The 17844-nt window shown below is 34.4% G+C and carries 15 protein-coding genes; all 15 read right to left on the minus strand.

Translation table 11 applies throughout. The features are described 5' to 3' along the window. Positions 1-363: a preprotein translocase subunit YajC gene (gene yajC, locus AC1RPT_RS07215; protein WP_409021441.1), complete on the minus strand. Its 363-nt coding sequence runs from the start codon at positions 361-363 to the stop codon at positions 1-3. Positions 364-446: 83 nt separating this feature from the next. Continuing rightward, positions 447-1592, minus strand: coding sequence for a tRNA guanosine(34) transglycosylase Tgt (gene tgt, locus AC1RPT_RS07220; RefSeq protein WP_481761842.1), 1146 nt, complete (start codon positions 1590-1592; stop codon positions 447-449). Positions 1593-1607: 15 nt separating this feature from the next. Next, complete coding sequence (gene queA, locus AC1RPT_RS07225; protein ID WP_481761843.1) at positions 1608-2648, minus strand: tRNA preQ1(34) S-adenosylmethionine ribosyltransferase-isomerase QueA; 1041 nt, start codon at positions 2646-2648, stop codon at positions 1608-1610. A gap of 17 nt (positions 2649-2665) precedes the next feature. Further along, positions 2666-3682, minus strand: a complete 1017-nt coding sequence (gene ruvB / locus AC1RPT_RS07230; protein ID WP_409021443.1) for a Holliday junction branch migration DNA helicase RuvB — start codon at positions 3680-3682, stop codon at positions 2666-2668. A 15-nt stretch (positions 3683-3697) separates the two neighbouring features. Next, a complete protein-coding gene (gene ruvA, locus AC1RPT_RS07235; RefSeq protein WP_481761844.1) occupies positions 3698-4312 on the minus strand; it encodes a Holliday junction branch migration protein RuvA in 615 nt (204 codons plus the stop codon). A 136-nt stretch (positions 4313-4448) separates the two neighbouring features. Further along, positions 4449-6422 carry a DNA mismatch repair endonuclease MutL gene (mutL, locus tag AC1RPT_RS07240; protein ID WP_481761845.1) on the minus strand — a complete coding sequence of 658 codons (1974 nt, stop codon included), beginning with the start codon at positions 6420-6422 and terminating at the stop codon, positions 4449-4451. Positions 6423-6438: 16 nt separating this feature from the next. Continuing rightward, positions 6439-9018 (minus strand): DNA mismatch repair protein MutS, encoded by a 2580-nt coding sequence (gene mutS / locus AC1RPT_RS07245; RefSeq protein ID WP_481761846.1) that lies wholly within the window; start codon positions 9016-9018, stop codon positions 6439-6441. A 26-nt stretch (positions 9019-9044) separates the two neighbouring features. Continuing rightward, positions 9045-9845, minus strand: a complete 801-nt coding sequence (locus AC1RPT_RS07250) for a TIGR00282 family metallophosphoesterase (RefSeq protein WP_409021448.1) — start codon at positions 9843-9845, stop codon at positions 9045-9047. 100 nt (positions 9846-9945) lie between these two features. Continuing rightward, a complete protein-coding gene (rny, locus tag AC1RPT_RS07255) occupies positions 9946-11520 on the minus strand; it encodes a ribonuclease Y (protein WP_481761847.1) in 1575 nt (524 codons plus the stop codon). Between the two features lie 147 nt (positions 11521-11667). Continuing rightward, positions 11668-12909, minus strand: a complete 1242-nt coding sequence (locus tag AC1RPT_RS07260) for a competence/damage-inducible protein A (protein ID WP_481761848.1) — start codon at positions 12907-12909, stop codon at positions 11668-11670. Between the two features lie 63 nt (positions 12910-12972). After that, entirely contained in the window at positions 12973-13560 is a 588-nt protein-coding gene (pgsA, locus tag AC1RPT_RS07265; protein WP_481761849.1) for a CDP-diacylglycerol--glycerol-3-phosphate 3-phosphatidyltransferase, read from the minus strand. A 59-nt stretch (positions 13561-13619) separates the two neighbouring features. Beyond that, positions 13620-14462 carry a helix-turn-helix domain-containing protein gene (locus AC1RPT_RS07270; protein WP_481761850.1) on the minus strand — a complete coding sequence of 281 codons (843 nt, stop codon included), beginning with the start codon at positions 14460-14462 and terminating at the stop codon, positions 13620-13622. Positions 14463-14550: 88 nt separating this feature from the next. Continuing rightward, a complete protein-coding gene (ymfI, locus tag AC1RPT_RS07275; protein WP_481761851.1) occupies positions 14551-15273 on the minus strand; it encodes an elongation factor P 5-aminopentanone reductase in 723 nt (240 codons plus the stop codon). Further along, complete coding sequence (gene yfmH, locus AC1RPT_RS07280) at positions 15274-16578, minus strand: EF-P 5-aminopentanol modification-associated protein YfmH (RefSeq protein ID WP_481761852.1); 1305 nt, start codon at positions 16576-16578, stop codon at positions 15274-15276. After that, entirely contained in the window at positions 16578-17831 is a 1254-nt protein-coding gene (yfmF, locus tag AC1RPT_RS07285; RefSeq protein ID WP_481761853.1) for an EF-P 5-aminopentanol modification-associated protein YfmF, read from the minus strand. The genes yfmH and yfmF overlap by 1 nt, the downstream gene beginning before the upstream one ends. Positions 17832-17844 lie beyond the last annotated feature (13 nt).

Below are 17844 nucleotides of genomic sequence, written 5' to 3' on the forward strand. Positions count from 1 at the left end.
TTATTTTTCGTCAGAAGAGAATTTATCTTCTTCAGTTTTTGTTTCAATAACTGCATCAGTAGTTGTTTCTTCCTTAACTGCAGCTGCAGGTTCTACTTTAACTGCGGCAGGAAGGACACGTGCGATTGCTGAGCGTTCAAATGTTAAGAAAATACCGTCACAATCAAGTGTAACAGTTTTTGCCTCTTCATCAAAACTATCAATAACGCCGTGTAAACGACCAATAGTTACTACTGCATCCCCAGGTTTTAATTGGTTCATCATATCTTGTTGTTTTTGTTGTTGTTTTTTTTGTGGACGAATCATCATGAAATACATCAAGACGAATAAAGCCACAATCATTAAAATACTACTATATTGCATTAATAAGTCACCTCTATTTCTTTTTTCTTACTACACAAGGGTATCAAACTTATTGACTGAACACCACAGTTATTCAAAAAAATTTAAAAATTCTTAGGATTTTTATCATAAAATCCATATTGTTCAAAAAATGCTTCACGAAATTCTAATAAGTTGTCATCCATAATAGCTTGACGAACATCAGCCATTAAATGTGTTAAAAAATACAAATTATGATAACTAGTTAAACGAATACCAAATGTTTCATCTGCTTTAATCAGATGACGTAAATAAGCACGCGTATAATTCTTACATGTATAACAATCACAGTTTTCATCTAATGGTCTAAAGTCTCGTTCATATTTCGCATTTTTTACAACAACACGGCCCATTGAAGTCATTGTTGTCCCATTTCTAGCAATACGTGTTGGTAACACGCAATCAAACATATCAATTCCACGTAACACCCCATCAATCAAGGCGTCAGCTGAACCAACACCCATTAGATACCGTGGCTTGTCTTCTGGTAACAATGGCGTTGTGAAATCTAAAACGCGGTTCATTTCAGCTTTTGATTCCCCTACCGATAACCCACCTATTGAATAACCAGGAAAGTCCATTGAAACTAAATCACGCGCACTTCGTTCTCTCAAATTTCGATGACCGCCACCTTGAACAATTCCAAATAAAGCCTGTTCTTTCGGATTCAAATGAGCTTCAAGTCCTCTTTCAGCCCAGCGGCTTGTCCGATCAACTGATTTGCTAATATAGTCATAACTTTCAGAAAATGGTGGACATTCATCAAAACTCATCATAATATCCGCACCTAAAGCATTTTCTATGTGGATCGCTTTTTCTGGTGATAAGAATAATTTTTCTCCATTTAGATGACTTCTAAATTTGACGCCTTCCTCAGTAATATCACGCATCTTTGCTAATGAAAATACTTGAAAGCCACCCGAATCAGTCAAAATACCTTTATCCCAATTCATAAATTTATGTAACCCACCAGCTTCTTGTACGACATCTTCACCGGGGCGTAACCATAAATGATAGGTGTTTGATAAGATAATATTAGCACCAAGTTCGTCTAATTCTTCAGGTGCCATTGATTTAACAGATGCTAGTGTACCTACGGGCATAAACATTGGCGTTGGGAAAGTTCCGTGAGGTGTAATAATTTCACCAAGTCTGGCACCTGTCCGTTTGTCTTTTTTGATTAACCGATACTTAATTGCGGGCTCTACCATTATTAATTCTCCATCCTATTTAATATACATTGCATCGCCGAAGCTAAAGAATCGATATTTAGAATCAACTGCATGTTTATATGCGTTTAAAATATTTTCTCTTCCTGTAAATGCTGCAACCAACATTACTAATGTTGATTTTGGTAAATGAAAATTAGTTATAAATCCTTCAACAACCTTAAATTCATATCCTGGTTTAATGAAAATTTCCGTCCAACCACTGTCAGCTTGAATAGCGCCCTTAAATTTTGAGCCAATTGTTTCAAGTGTCCGAATTGTAGTTGTTCCTGTCGCAATAATTTTACCACCTGATTTACGAACATCATTTAATTGTTGAGCTGCATCCTCAGTTAAACGATAAAATTCACTATGCATTTTATGGTCTGCAATATTCGTTTCACTAACAGGTCTAAATGTCCCTAATCCAACATGTAGCGTTAAATAAACAAGATGAACACCTTTAGCTTCAATCTTTTCTAATAATTCATTTGTAAAATGTAAACCAGCTGTAGGTGCTGCTGCCGATCCAACTTCCTTTGAATAAACCGTTTGGTACATTTCTTGATCTTCAAGCGTTTCTTTAATATAAGGAGGTAGCGGCATTTCGCCAAGTTCATTCAGAATTTCCATAAATATACCCTCATATTCAAAACGAATCATGCGGCCACCATGTTCTAGCTCTTCAATGATCGTTGCCGTTAAGCGGCCATCACCAAAACTAATCACAGAACCAACCTTCATTTTTTTAGCAGGTTTTACTAATGTTTCCCAGTTATCACCATCAGTATTGTTCAATAGCAACACTTCGATGTGGCCACCAGTATCAGGTCTAATTCCATGAATTCTAGCAGGCATCACCCGCGAATCGTTCATTACAAGAGCGTCCCCAGCATTTAATTGGTCAATTACATTATAGAAATAATCATCCTTGATTTTACCTGTCTCATGATCCAAGATTAACATCCGAGATGCATCACGTTCTTCTAAGGGTGTTTGCGCAATTAATTCTTGAGGCAATTCATAATCGAAATCTTCAGTACTTAGTTGTTTAGTCAAAATATCGTCATCCTTCTCTATTTATTCTCGTTAAAGTCATAAGGTCGATTCAAATGTTCATAAGCTTCCATTGTTGCAACTCGCCCTCTTGGTGTGCGTTTTATAAAGCCAATTTGCATTAAATAAGGTTCAACCATTTCAGCAATGGTCTCTGTTTCTTCCCCTATATTGGCTGCTAACGTACTCAAACCAACTGGACCACCTTGATAGAAATCAATCATAGTCTCTAAAAGTTTGCGATCTGTCTCATCTAATCCACGGTTATCCACGGCAAGTAGATTTAACGCATGATCAGCCGTTGCTTGGTTAATTTCACTTTGGTCAGAAACTTCTGCAAAATCACGAACTCTTTTTAATAGGCGATTCGCAATTCGTGGTGTTCCACGTGAGCGTCGAGCTAACTCATGAGCGCCACTTTCTTCAATTTTTGTATTGAAAATATCTGCTGATCGAATGACAATTTCTTGCAAATCAGATTGATTATAATAGGCCATATGTTCAACAATCCCAAATCGATCTCGTAACGGTGCTGATAGAAGGCCCGCCCGTGTTGTTGCACCAATCAATGTGAATGGAGGTAGTGGAAAATGAACGGGATGTGCTGTTGGGCCTTGGCCAACAACAATATCTACAAAAAAATCTTCCATAGCTGAATACAACATTTCTTCAACCATCTTGGGTAAACGATGAATTTCATCAATAAATAAGACATCCCCAGGTTGTAATTCATTTAAAAGTGCCACAAGATCTCCAGATTTTTCAATTGCTGGTCCACTAGTTGTTTTAATTTGCACTTGCATTTCATTTGCAATAACCATTGCAAGTGTTGTTTTACCTAACCCAGGTGGCCCATACAACAATACATGATCAAGTGCCTCTTCACGTTGTCTAGCAGCTTGGATATACACACTTAATTCATTTTTAACCTTATCTTGACCAATGTATTGTGATAAAAATTGGGGACGAAGTGACTTTTCAATGGATTCTTCCTGATTATCTTCCGGTTCATTCGAAATAATCCGTTGTTCTGTCATTTTATCAACCTCCTTTTATTTTTTCATTAATAATTTTAAGCCTTCTCGTAGATAAGCATCCGTTGAGTCTGCTTCGAATGATTCTAGATTCTTACTAATAGCCTTAATCTCACGTTGAGAATATCCTAAAGCAGATAAAGCTTCAAGACTTTCTTTCATAAATGGTGATGCTTGTGCCGGAATGAAATCAAGCGATTGTTGTCCTGGCATTGTGGTTGCTTGACCTTCAATATCATCTAATTTACCTTTTAAATCAAGCACGATTTGTTGTGCTGTTTTTTTACCAACACCTGGAAATTTAATTAAATAACTAACATCTTCTGTATTAATCGCATTAACTAAACCACGATGATCATCATTGGCTAAAATAGCAAGCGCACTCTTAGGACCGATTCCTGAAACATTCAATAATTTTTCAAATAATTTTTTTTCATCTAAATCGTAAAAACCAAATAACGTCATATCATTTTCACGAATAGCCTGATAAACAAAAATTTTAACAACTTTTTTTGAATCTTCTTGGTACCTAAATGGGTTAGCAACAAAAATTTGATAGCCTATTCCATTAACTTCTAAAACAAGATAAAAAGGTGTTACAGCCGTTATTTGGCCCATAAAATACTCATACATATTATTTTCCCACTTTTCCTAATCTACATGAATCTGCTTTTAATAGTGTACCATAGACCACTTATTTATACAGTTATCGCTTTTCTTACAAAAAAATCAATTATCACCAAATATTTGGCAACAATTGATTCTTAGCCTAACCTTCGTGACCGGTTTGATGTGAATCTTGAATTCGTTTAAAGAAATGTTCCATGTCTTGATTAGAAAAATGAACTAAAACTGGTCGTCCATGTGGACAATTAAATGGATTTTCAACATTTTTTAGCTCACTTATCAATGCCTTAGCTTGTCGATCATCAAGGTGGTGATTTGCTTTGATTGCCCTCTTGCAACTCATCATAATCGCCGCTTTTTCTCTAAATTCAGCAATCACTATTTTCCCATCTGTGAGTAAGTAATCAATCATTTCTCGAATCGTACTTTCTTCTTGCCCTTCTTTAAACCAGGTTGGATGCTGTCTAATAATGAAACTATTTTGTCCAAATGGTTCAAGGATGAGTCCGATTTTTTCCAATATATCGGTATGTTCAGTAATAATTATAGCTTCACTTACTGTATATTCTAGAACAATCGGTACCAATAGATTTTGCAAGTCACTAGAAACGTCACCAATTTGCTTACGATAAAACTCATAATTAATACGTTCTTGTGCAGCATGTTGGTCTAATATATATAACCCGTCTTCCGATTCTGTAAATAAATAGGTTCCATGCATTTGGCCAATATATTTTAAATCAGGAAACCTTTGTTCACTCTTTTTCGTGGTAGCTATTTCTTCATCATTCTCTTTCTGTACATCGCCTGTTTCATCCGGCGTAACAATAGAAAATGGTGCCACATTAATTTCATTAGCATATTGTGTCTCAAATGTGCTAACTCGTTTCGAATCCAATTGTTCAGCAACTTGAATTGAGATTGGTTCAATATTCCTTGATAAATGATTTAAATTTTCGCCAATTGTAATCTTAGGTTCACCACTTGTTACTGCATCCGTTTGTACTGATGAGAATTTAGGCTTAGCTTGATATTTACTTGAGGCTTCATTCAAATCAAATTGTAATTGATCCGTATCTATTTTTTCACGTTTCTTAGAACTTAAATTCTCTAATGCTTCCGGAATTAAATTTTCTTCAGCAATACGTTCATAGATAATCTTTTTTATAAGTTCAGTTAATTCTGGTTCTTTACTCAATCTTACTTCCTGCTTAGTTGGATGAACATTCACATCAACTAGCATGGGATCTAATTGAATATTCAAAATTGTAATCGGATAGCGTCCAACCATTAATTTTGATCCATATCCTTTAATGATTGCTTTATTTAAATTAACATTTTTAACGTAACGTCCATTAATTAAAATAGATATAAACTGTCGGCCAGCACGCGTTAATTCTGGCAGTGATGTATAACCGCTAATCTTAAAATCTAAATCATGACCCTTAAATTCAAGCATTTGGCGTGCACTTTTGACCCCATAGATAGCTGAAATAGTTTGTTTCAGTTGGCCGTTTCCAGTTGTTTTCAAGACTTCTTTACCATCATGTGTTAAAGAAAATGAAATATTTGTATGGCTCATTGCTAATCGGTTCATCATGTCGCTAATAATTGACATTTCAGTTTGCAAAGACTTTACATATTTTAAACGTGCAGGCGTATTGTAAAATAAGTCAGAGACTGTTATTTCTGTTCCTTTACGACTAGCAGATGATTTTTCATCTACTATCTCACCACCGTTAACAGCAATAACAGCCCCAGGTTGCCCTTCAATAGCTGTATTCAAAGTCACTTTAGCAACTGATGCAATACTTGGTAAAGCTTCGCCACGAAATCCTAGCGTACTGATTTTAAATAAATCTTCTCTTGAAGTAATCTTACTTGTGGCATGACGTTTAAAAGCATTCTGCAGTTGGGATGCCTCAATGCCATCTCCATTATCAATGACTTGAATTAATTTAAGCCCAGCTTCCTCAACGACTACATCAACTTGTGTGCCATGCGCATCAATCGCATTTTCAACTAATTCTTTTACAACAGATGCAGGTCTTTCAACTACTTCACCAGCAGCTATTTGATCCGCTAAAATTGTGGGCAGTTCAATTATTTTTGTCATTCATTCACCTTCAGTTCTATCCGTTCAATTTTTCTTGCCAGTCATATAAGACGTTCATAATATCTCTTGGCGTCATGTTCATCAAGTTAAGTGCTTTAAGTTCATCCACAACTGCTAACTGGTCCTTTGACAAGTTTTCGTTAACAAATAAAGATAACTGCGTATCATCTTCATTGATGGTTGTTGGTAATTCTTTTTTACTATCTGATTGTTTATTTTTTAGCTCTAAATCATCTAAAATTAATGTTGCACGGCTTAACAATTCTGCTGGCATTCCCGCCAATTTAGCAACATGAATCCCATAAGATTTATCTGCAGGTCCTTCTTGAATTTTATGTAAGAAAATTAATTCACCATTTTCTTCAATAGCACCTACATGGACATTTTTTAAAGAACTAACGGTTTCTTCAAGTATCGTTAATTCGTGATAATGTGTCGAAAAAAGTGTTTTGGCATGTACATGTTTATCCACATACTCGATAATCGCTTGTGCGAGTGCCATACCATCATAAGTTGCCGTTCCCCTACCAAGTTCATCAAATAAGATTAAACTATTCTCAGTCGCATTTTCTAAGGCTTGATTAGCTTCTTTCATTTCAACCATAAACGTACTTTGACCTGAAATTAAATCATCTGCTGCACCAATCCGAGTAAATATTTGGTCAAATATTGGCATTTTAGCCGCCTCTGCAGGTACGAAACAACCGATTTGAGCCATCACAACCGTTAATGCTAATTGACGCATATACGTACTTTTACCTGACATATTAGGTCCTGTAATCAATAAAATATCAAGTGTTTCAGGCATTCTAACATCATTTGGTATATAGCTTTGTTTTCCCATCACTTTTTCAACTACAGGATGCCAACCAGCTGTGATATCCAATTGATGACCTTCTTTTAATAATTGTGGTTTTACAAAATGTGAGTCTTCACTAACAACCGCGAAACTTTGTAAGACGTCTAACGTGGCAATTCCTTGAGCTAATATCTGTAATCGTTCAATTGATTTTTTAACAATATCTCTAATTTCGACAAACAATTTATATTCTAAATCCATCGCTTTACTCTCAGCACCTAAAATAATACTTTCACGTTCTTTCAGTTCAGGTGTGATATAACGTTCAGCATTAGTCAACGTCTGTTTTCGTTCATAACGGTCTTTTGGAACATTAATAATATTAGATTTTGTCACTTCGATAAAATAACCAAAAACACGGTTAAATCCAATTTTAAGATTTTTAATCCCCGTTAGATTTCTTTCTTTGGCTTCCATTTCAGCTAACCATTGTTTACCATTTTTCATTGCATCTTGATAAATATCTAATTTATCATTATACCCCGGTTTAAATAGGTGACCATCAGTCACTGATAAAGGTGGTTCATCAACAATGGCACGTTCTATTAAATTAGAAATATCATCGACTGGATCTAATTTATTGATAACATCAGAAAAAGTACCATCGTCAATTTCGTCTAAAACATATTTAATTTTAGGAACTTGTTTAAGCGATAATTTAAGTTGAACTAAATCTCGCCCATTTACGCTACCAAAAGCGACACGTCCTGCCAATCTTTCTAAATCATAAACTTTAACTAACTCTTCTTGTAACGTACTTCTTTCAAAATAATGGTTAATCAATAAATCAACCTTATTTTGACGGTCTAAAATTTCAGCATAGTTAATAAGCGGTCTATCAATCCACTGTTTAAGTAAACGACCACCCATAGCTGTTTTTGTGTCATCTAATAACCACAATAAAGTACCTTGCTTCTTGCCCGTTCGAATATTTTGCATTAATTCTAAATTATATTTTGAATAATGATCCATTTTCAAGAAAAAATCAGGCTCATAATGAACTGCTTTTTGTAAATGATCTAAACTTCGTTTTTGCGTAACTGAAAGATACGTTAACAAGTCAGTTACAACCGAGATTTCTAGTGAATCTGTTAAATCTTGAATCGCATAACTTGATTCAGCATGATTTTCAACAATTTCTTGTTTAGAAAGCATAATATTTAATTTTTCTAATGTTTCGATTGTTTCATCAGACAAACTATCATTAATCACAATTTCTTTAGTTCTCAAACTCATTATTTCATTAATTAAATTATCTAAATTATCTAAGCGACTCGTTTTTAATTCACCTGTTGATAAATCAACATAAGCAAATCCAAAACTATTGTTGTCTTCTATAATAGCTGTTAAATAATTATTTTCTTTAGACTCCTTCGCACCGTTATCCATCGTTGTTCCTGGTGTTACTAGCTGAATAACTTCACGTTTAACCATACCTTGAGCTAATTTAGGATCTTCAACTTGTTCACATATTGCGACTTTGTATCCTTTTTCAACTAAAATATCGATATAATTTTGAGCAGCATGATGCGGTACGCCACACATTGGAATAGGATCATCAGCTTTTTTATTACGTGTTGTTAACGTTAATTCGAGTAATTGCGACCCTTTAACAGCATCATCATAAAATAGTTCATAAAAATCACCAAGACGATAAAACAAAAAAGCATCAGGATACTGTGCTTTAATGTCAAAATATTGTATCATCATTGGCGTTAGTTTTGTTTTTTGCGGCATAGTCGAGATGCCCTCCTATCTCTAAATTAATCCATAAAAGGATGGTCATCATTAATTAATACAGGGAATATCTTTTTAGCATGTCCCGTTTTGTCATCAATATCTATCACACAAGCAGATAACGTTTTACGACCTGTTTCATCCACTTCAAATCGTGTTGGCATTTGCGATAAAAAGCGACCAATTACATTTTCACGTTTCATTCCTAAGATACCATCGTATGGTCCTGTCATACCAACATCTGACATAAAGGCAGTTCCTTTAGGTAAAATACGCGCATCATTAGTAGGCACATGTGTATGCGTACCTACTACCGCAGATACTTGACCATCTAAGAACCATGCTATAGCTTCTTTTTCACTCGTTGTTTCAGCATGAAAATCAATAAAAATGAAATCAGTCTCTTTTTTGACTTCTTCTAAAATATCTTGAACAACTGCAAACGGATCATCTGAAGGAGACATAAAAACACGTCCTTGCAAATCAATCACAGCTAATTTTTGCTGATTAATATTAATAATTGTATGTCCAATCCCAGGTACTTGGTTTGCTGAGAAGTTAGCTGGTCTAATTAATTTTTTTGCACCACCAATAAAATCTTGAATATCTCTATTATCCCAAGTATGGTTACCCATGGTTACAACATCAGCACCTGTTTGAAGGAATGCTTTATAGACAGATTCATTAATACCTCTACCCTTCGTTGCATTTTCACCATTTACAATGGTAGCCTGTGGATGAAATTTTCTTTTTAATTTTGGTAAATACTCTTTAATCATTTGTTGACCTGAATCGCCAACGACATCTCCGACAAATAATAAACGCATGGTTGTCCTCTTTTCTTATATATAAAACTAGTTTAACATTTTTTCTTTTTAATAGACAAAAAATGATGATTTAAGAAATTAATCTTAAATCATCATTTTTTTATTTAGCATACTCAATTGCTCTTGTTTCTCGAACGACAGTCACTTTAATATGTCCTGGGTATTCGAGTTCATCTTCAATTCTGTTTTTAATATCTCGAGCTAAGACAGTTGCTTGAATATCATTAACTTCATTTGGCGTGACAATAACACGTACTTCACGACCAGCTTGAATTGCATAACTTTTCTGTACACCTTTAAATTCATGTGTAATATCTTCAAGTTTTTCAAGTCTATGAATATAATTTTCTAACGATTCACTTCGTGCGCCTGGTCTTGCAGCTGAAACAGCATCTGCCGCTGCAACAAGAATAGCAATAGTATATTTAGCTTCAACATCACCATGATGTGAAGCTATAGTGTTGATGACAACATCATTTTCTTTATACTTCTTAGCTAATTCAAGGCCAATTTCCACATGTGAACCATCAACTTCATGATCAACTGCTTTACCAATATCATGTAACAATCCTGCGCGTTTTGCTAATGTAACATCTTCACCCAATTCAGCGGCTAACACACCTGCTATTTTGGCAACTTCAATAGAATGGCTTAACACATTCTGACCATAACTTGTACGATAATTTAATCGACCAATTGTTTTAATTAAATCAGGATGAATTGTATGAAGTCCGAGATCAAAGGTTGTTTGTTCACCTAATTCACGAATTTTTTCATCCATTTCTTTACGTGATTTTTCAACCATTTCTTCGATTCGTGCCGGATGAATCCGACCATCTTGAATTAATTTTTCAAGAGTCATTTTGGCAATTTCACGACGAATTGGATCAAACCCACTTAAAACGACTGCTTCTGGCGTATCATCGATAATTAAATCAATCCCTGTTAAGGTCTCTAATGTTCGAATGTTACGTCCTTCGCGGCCAATAATACGGCCTTTCATTTCATCATTTGGCAAGGTAACTAATGAAACAGTTGTTTCAGATACCATGTCAGCTGCACTTCTTTGAATAGCTTGAGCAACTAAATCTTTAGCATTACGATCAGCTTCTGATTTAGCTTGCTTATCACTTTCCTTAATCATAACAGCTCGTTCATGACTTAATGATTCTTTCGTATCGTCCATAATAATAGTCTGTGCTTGTGTTTGTGTTAGAGAAGCAACTCTTTCAAGTTCTTCTTGTTGTTCCTGAATCAGTGAAGTAGCTTCTTGTTGTTTTGTGTCAACAAGTTTTTGGTCAGACGTTACTTTTTTCTCTTTGTTCTCAAGCGTTTGTTCTCGTTTATCTAGTGCGCCATCTTTACGATCTAAAGTTTCTTCACGTTGAATTACTCGATTTTCTTGCTTTTGAATTTCTGAACGTCGTTCCTTTAACTCATTGTCTATTTTATCACGATAACTTTGACTTTCTTCTTTAGCCTCTAAAACAGCCTCTTTTTTCTGAGTCTCAGCATCTTTCTTTGCACTTTTTAAAATACCTTCAGCCGTATGCGTTGCGACATCAAGTGTTTTTTCGAAATTTGACTTTCTATATGCAATTCCAATAAAAATTCCAACAACTAAAGCAATAATAGCGATGATAGCGAGGATTAATACGGTTGTTATAGATCCCATAAAAGTCCACCTCCGCATCATCAAATAATGATTAATTTAACTAATCATAAATTTTTAGATGTTTTTTATTTTGTTCATATACACTTTAGTATTTTACGGTTAATTGCCCCCCGCTGTCAACAACAATCCATTGCCAAATTTAATTATTTACTCATTAATTTCATCAAATATCCATTTAAGTCCACTTAGAACACTTCTTTGTCTAATTGTTTCTCTATTTCCAGCAAAATGAAATTGTTTTGCAATAACGGGACTATTTTTAATTGCTAATCCAATCCAAACCGTTCCAGCTTTCTGATTTTCAAGCTCATCTGGACCTGCAACACCAGTAAATGAAATAGCAATATTTGTTTTCATTTTATTTTGTGTTTGTTGGGCCATTTGTTTAGCGGTTTCTTCACTAACAACACCATATTTTTTAATATCTTCAGTCGAAATACCTAAAATATCAGATTTGGCTGTATTAGCATATGTTATAAATCCACCATCATAAATTTTTGAGACACCTGGTATTTCTGCTAATGTACTTTGAAATAATCCAGCTGTTAAACTTTCGGCTGCAGAAATAGATAAGTTTTTTTCAATTAATTTAGTTACAACAATATTTTGTAACGAATTGTCATCCCCATAGCCATAGAAATAATCACCAACTTTGGAAAGTACATAAATCTCCATTTCGTTAATTAATTCTACAGCTGATTTTTTGTCTGTAGGACTTGCCGTAATTCGCAAAGTGACCTCATTTGTCTTGGCGTATGGTGCAATAGTAGGATTAGTTTGTGAATCAATTATCTCTTTTAATTCAGTCACCAATTTAGATTCACCAATGCCATAAAAACGTAAAACTTTTGATTCAAGATGACTATTTAAGTTATATTCTTCTTTTAATAGCTGTTCAACTTCCTTATTAAACATTGTTTTCAATTCCTTAGGTGGTCCAGGTAATAATAAGAAATCACACGAATCACCTTTGTAAAAATCACCAACAGCCATTCCAGCATGATTTTTAATTGGTTTTGATCCTTCTATATACAAAGCTTGTAATTTGTTGTTTTCAGTCATTTGACGACCCGTTTGTGTAAAATGATCTTCTATTTTTAACATGGCGTCCTTATTTTCAACTAACTTCTCATTTAAAAATTTGGCGACCATCTGCTTCGTTAAATCGTCTTCTGTTGGTCCTAAGCCACCAGAAAGGATAACCAAATCATTTCGTTTTGAAGCCAGTTCAATTGCCTCTAACATTCGTTCTTCATTATCCCCTACAACTGTCTGATAAAATACATTTACACCTAAATCAGCTAATTTTTCAGCTAAGAAAGCACTGTTCGTATTTACAATTTGTCCTAATAATATTTCTGTACCAACCGCAATTATTTCTGCATGCATGATGTTGCCTCCTAATTTAATTAAAAAAGACTAAAACGGTTAAATGTTTTAGTCTAAATATTTTTATTTTTCAAATGAATCTGAGAAAATAGCTCTATTTTGAACAAAGTAATCAATACCTGAATAAACAGTAAAGAATAAACAAATATAAAGAAAAATGGCAGCCATAGGTACATTAATTGCTGCAAATAACACATTATTTAAAAACAATAAAATAATAGCTATCATTTGGGTTGTTGTCTTAATTTTGCCTGGCATAGCTGCAGCCATAACTTCCCCATCATTTTCAACAATAATCAATCGTAATCCTGTTACCGCAAGTTCGCGACAAACAATAATTGCAGCTACCCATGCAGGTACTTGGTTAAATGAAACAAGGATAACAAATGCAGTCATTACAAGCATTTTATCTGCCAATGGGTCTGCAAATTTGCCAAAATTAGAAACTAAATGTTGGCGACGTGCAATTTGACCATCTAAAAAATCTGTTAATGAGGCAGCTGCAAAAATAATTGCACCAATTAGATGTGTCACCTGAATCTGTGTACCAACCCAAGTAACCATTCCCCAATCAATTGGTAATAACAATACAAGCATGAAGATTGGAATTAAAATAATCCGCACAACCGTTAATTTATTTGGTAAATTCATAATGATCCCCTTTTTCAAAAATTGCCAACAACATAGTATCCGTTGTTGACAATTCTGGCTTATTTAATATTTACAGTAACTGTTCTAACTTGTAGAGTTGCATTTGTTTTCATAAAATTAAATTTTTTACCGTTAATCGTGATACTCATAGCTGGTGCATTACCAAAGCTAAAGACAAATGACTTTGTACCGGCTGGGATTGTAACAGTATCCGTTGCATCTGAGACAAGTGTTGCTTGCCATAGTTGTGTGCCATCAGCCGTAATTGAGCTCCAAGCAGCACTACCAGAAGCTACTAATTTAACTTTAGAAGTTGTTGGTGCATTTTCCATTGTGTAAACAGTGTTTGTTCCCGCATCTGAAACATATGTTAATTTTTGCGTTTTCTTATCAGATGAAGAACTAGCCTTTACTGATTCAGAACTAGAAGTTTTAGTTTTTGAGTCAGTTGAAACAGATACTTTAGAACTTGAACTTTCAATTTGAGTATCTGTATCTTTACTATTCAATGTCACACCATAAATTGTACCCAAAATCCCTAAGACAATCACAACAATAATAATTGTTGGCAAGTACGACATAAACTTATCAAAATTACCGTCTTTTGGTAGTTTAGCAGACTTTTCAGAACGTGATACTTGTTCCTTTGCAACGACTGTTTCTTGTGTATCTGGAAGTGTTTCATTGAATTCTTTTAATAATTTATCCCCATCCAAATCAACCGTCTCTGCATATTGTTTAACAAATGCTCGAACGTAAAAATCTCCTGGTAAATCAGAAAATTTTTCATCTTCAATTGCAATCAAATAACGTTTTTGAATTTTCGTCATTTGTTGTAAATCATCTAACGTATATCCTTTATTTATTCTCGCTTCTTGTAATGTTTTTCCAATTTCACTCATGTCTAATTCTCCACTTAGTTTAATAGTTAATCTTCTAACAATCAGTATAACATAATCGTCATGTCCAATTTGTTAAAATTTTATTATTTTATTTCAACCATCCGCCTGAAACATAAATCGTTTGACCGGTGAGGTACCCTGCCTCTTTGGCTAATAATTGTTTTACCCAAAATCCAATTTCTTCGGGATGTGCGAAACGTCCCATTGGAATTTCACTTGAGATATCTTTCTTTGCATCTTTCGAAAATTGTTGATTCATTTTTGTATCAACTGCGCCTGGTGCCACCACGTTAACCGTAATACCTAACGAGGCAACTTCTTTACTATAAGCATTGGCAAAGGACGATAACGCACCTTTTACAGTACTGTACAGTACTTCCATTGGGCTACCAACGCCTCCATAAATTGACCCAATAAATATAATTCGGCCAAAATGATTTTGGGCTAACTTTGGTTCCAATTTCTGAATTAATGCCAATGGTGTTTGAACTTGCATCTTCATCATTTTATCTAAATCAGACATTGGGGCTTCATTGAATAAATGGTAAGAAGTTGTTCCTTCAGCAAATATTACAGCATCTACGGCAAATAGTTGGGATATCACTGGATCAACATTAGTCGCTGTCATATCAAATTGTAACGGCAAAAAATCTTGTTTTGGATATTTTCCCCTCAACTCTTGTGTTAATCCCATAATTGCTTCATCATTTTGATAATAATGCATTGTTAGCGACCAACCAATATCTGCCAATTGTCTTGCAATCATTTGACCAATATCACCAGACGCTCCAAAGATAACTGCCCAACTCATTTAATCATCCTCTTTAGCCATAATTTGGTAGACACTAATTGCTTCAGAACGAATAAAATCTTTAGCTCCTTGGCGAACTTGATCTAATGTCATATTTTCAATAATTGGTGCCCTATCAAAAACAGTGGCATCATCAAACAAATCACCATCATACTGATTTGCAATGCTCTCAAGTGAGTTCATCGATTGAATGGATTGACCTAACATTTCACGTTTAGCCAATTCAAACTGGGCCTCAGCCCCTGAAAGGTACTCTGACGCATTCTCTAAAATATGAATAATGGCATCCGATAACTTTTGAGGGTCATCAGTATCACCACTAATACTTGCAAAATGGAAGCCACGTTCAATTTCAAATTCATAGCCAAAGGAATCATCTAACGTCCCTTCATCATATAATTTCATATATTGAGGGGCCGTGTCACCAAACAAAAGATAAAGAAGCATATGGATTGTCTCTTTGTATTTCAAGCCGTTACGGCCTTCTGGAACATTATCTAATCCTTTTATACCAACAATTGTTTTAGCACGTTGAATGGCCATCTCAGTTGCACGATATGGCATGATGTCTGAACCGTCTACTTGAGTTTCTGGAATTAATCGTTTAATTGTTTCTGCTGCTTCTGGAAACTTTTTATGATTTTGATTATTTTTAATTAAATCTAAAGTTTCTTCTGGATCAACATTTCCTACAATAAATAAATTCATATTACTTGGATGATAAAATGTTTCATAGCACTTATATAAATCATCTGCCGTAATTTTATCGATTGATTCAATTGTTCCAGCGATATCACTGCTAACCGGGTGATTTGGGTAAAGGTTACCTAAAATACCAAAGTATAAACGCCAATTAGGATCGTCGTCATACATTTGAATTTCCTGTCCAATAATTCCCTTTTCTTTTTCAACTGTTTCAGGTGTAAAATACGGATCTTGCACAAAATCTAGTAATGTTTCAATGTTTTCAGGAACATGATTAGAGCTTGAAAATAAGTAGCTCGTTCGTGTAAAGCTTGTGAAAGCATTTGCACTAGCACCATATTCTCCAAATAAATCAAACGCATCATGATCTGCTTTTTCAAACATTTTATGTTCTAAAAAATGGGCGATACCATCCGGTACATGAACAACATCTTCTTCACCAATTGGTACAAATACACTATCAACTGAGCCATAATTTGTTGTGAATATACCATAAGTTTTATGAAAACCTTTACGAGGTAATATATTTACTTTCAAGCCATTTTCCAAAGTTTCTGTATATAATATTTCGTCAAACTGCGGGTATTCTAATGTTTTCATTAATTAATTTCCCCATTCAAAAAGAAGATTGCTTGTAATTTAACATTACGAGCGATAGCTTGAACGGCAGCTTTATCCACGCTATTAATGCCGTCTATCCACTCTGTTGCACTAACTTCTGTGCTTGTTAATTGATCAATCATCGATTGATTAATTAACGCCATTTGTGAGTCAAGACTACTTTGATATTGGTTAATCATTGTCATTTTTGTTTTATTTAATAGTTCATCACTAATGTCACCTGCGATAATATCATCTAATTGTTGTTGAACAATTTCGATAACTTTATCTTTATTTTGTGGTTCAATGCCTGTTTGTACAGTTAAAATACCTCTAAATGTATCTAACGAGCTACTTGCATAATAAGCCAAACTAGCTTTCTCACGAACATTTACAAATAACTTAGCTAGTGGTGAACCGCCAAAAACGCCATTGAAAATAAGACCCGCATAGTACCCATTTTCTCTGTAATAAACTGGTAACTGATATGCCAGATTTAATTTACCCTGAGTCACTGCTTGCGTTTCTGTTTTAGTCACAACTTCTTTAATAGCTTGATCATAGAATATAGGTATCATTTTAAAATCTCGAGGTTTAAAAGGCAACGTTTTAACAATAGTTTCAGTTTCTGATTCATCTAATTCACCAAGGACGAAAATGTCTACTCGATTAGTTGTAAGCATTTGTTTGTAGTAATCAAATAAGCTAGTTGCAGTTATCTTTTCAATATCTTCTACAGTCCCATAGCTAGGAATAGCTTGATCGTTTTGAAAGTAAAGTTTCTGTAATTCTAATCCTGCGTACGATTGTTTATCATCACTAATACTTCTGATAGACATCATCAAATTTTCCTTTTGGCGTTTAAATGTTTCTTCGTCAAAATGGCCATCAGTCACATTCGGATTGAAAATAATTTCTTTGATAAAAGCAAATATTTTTTTTAAACTTTCTGTTTTATGTTCTAAGAATTTATCGTTTACACCGTTTAAAATTAAACTTATTAAGTGAAAGTTTCCTTTTTTACTAACAGTGATACCAAAACTTGCACCATAAAGTTCTGATAATTTTTCGGCTAATTTTTGTTGAGATGGATATTCTGCACTACTAATTTCTAATAAGTTAGCTAATAGCATACGTTCTGCAGATTCTTTTCCGGTTAAAGGTGCTATAAAATTAATAACGATTCTATTCGTTTTAAATTGACTATTTTCAATAACAGTTAAGTTGACACCTGTTTCTAATTGTTTACGCACGAAAATGTGCCTC

The sequence above is a fragment of the Dellaglioa sp. CoH-56-MRSF-11 genome, assembly GCF_056782135.1.

What these genes read in the sequence shown, in the direction of transcription:
- ruvB (WP_409021443.1), bottom strand. Translation starts at nt 3,682, where the DNA reads ATGACAGAACAACGGATTATTTCGAATGAACCGGAAGATAATCAGGAA.
- AC1RPT_RS07260 (WP_481761848.1), bottom strand. Translation starts at nt 12,909, where the DNA reads ATGCATGCAGAAATAATTGCGGTTGGTACAGAAATATTATTAGGACAA.
- mutS (WP_481761846.1), bottom strand. Translation starts at nt 9,018, where the DNA reads ATGCCGCAAAAAACAAAACTAACGCCAATGATGATACAATATTTTGAC.
- yajC (WP_409021441.1), bottom strand. Translation starts at nt 363, where the DNA reads ATGCAATATAGTAGTATTTTAATGATTGTGGCTTTATTCGTCTTGATG.
- AC1RPT_RS07250 (WP_409021448.1), bottom strand. Translation starts at nt 9,845, where the DNA reads ATGCGTTTATTATTTGTCGGAGATGTCGTTGGCGATTCAGGTCAACAA.
- AC1RPT_RS07270 (WP_481761850.1), bottom strand. Translation starts at nt 14,462, where the DNA reads ATGAGTGAAATTGGAAAAACATTACAAGAAGCGAGAATAAATAAAGGA.
- ymfI (WP_481761851.1), bottom strand. Translation starts at nt 15,273, where the DNA reads ATGAGTTGGGCAGTTATCTTTGGAGCGTCTGGTGATATTGGTCAAATG.
- yfmH (WP_481761852.1), bottom strand. Translation starts at nt 16,578, where the DNA reads ATGAAAACATTAGAATACCCGCAGTTTGACGAAATATTATATACAGAA.
- rny (WP_481761847.1), bottom strand. Translation starts at nt 11,520, where the DNA reads ATGGGATCTATAACAACCGTATTAATCCTCGCTATCATCGCTATTATT.
- pgsA (WP_481761849.1), bottom strand. Translation starts at nt 13,560, where the DNA reads ATGAATTTACCAAATAAATTAACGGTTGTGCGGATTATTTTAATTCCA.
- mutL (WP_481761845.1), bottom strand. Translation starts at nt 6,422, where the DNA reads ATGACAAAAATAATTGAACTGCCCACAATTTTAGCGGATCAAATAGCT.
- ruvA (WP_481761844.1), bottom strand. Translation starts at nt 4,312, where the DNA reads ATGTATGAGTATTTTATGGGCCAAATAACGGCTGTAACACCTTTTTAT.
- tgt (WP_481761842.1), bottom strand. Translation starts at nt 1,592, where the DNA reads ATGGTAGAGCCCGCAATTAAGTATCGGTTAATCAAAAAAGACAAACGG.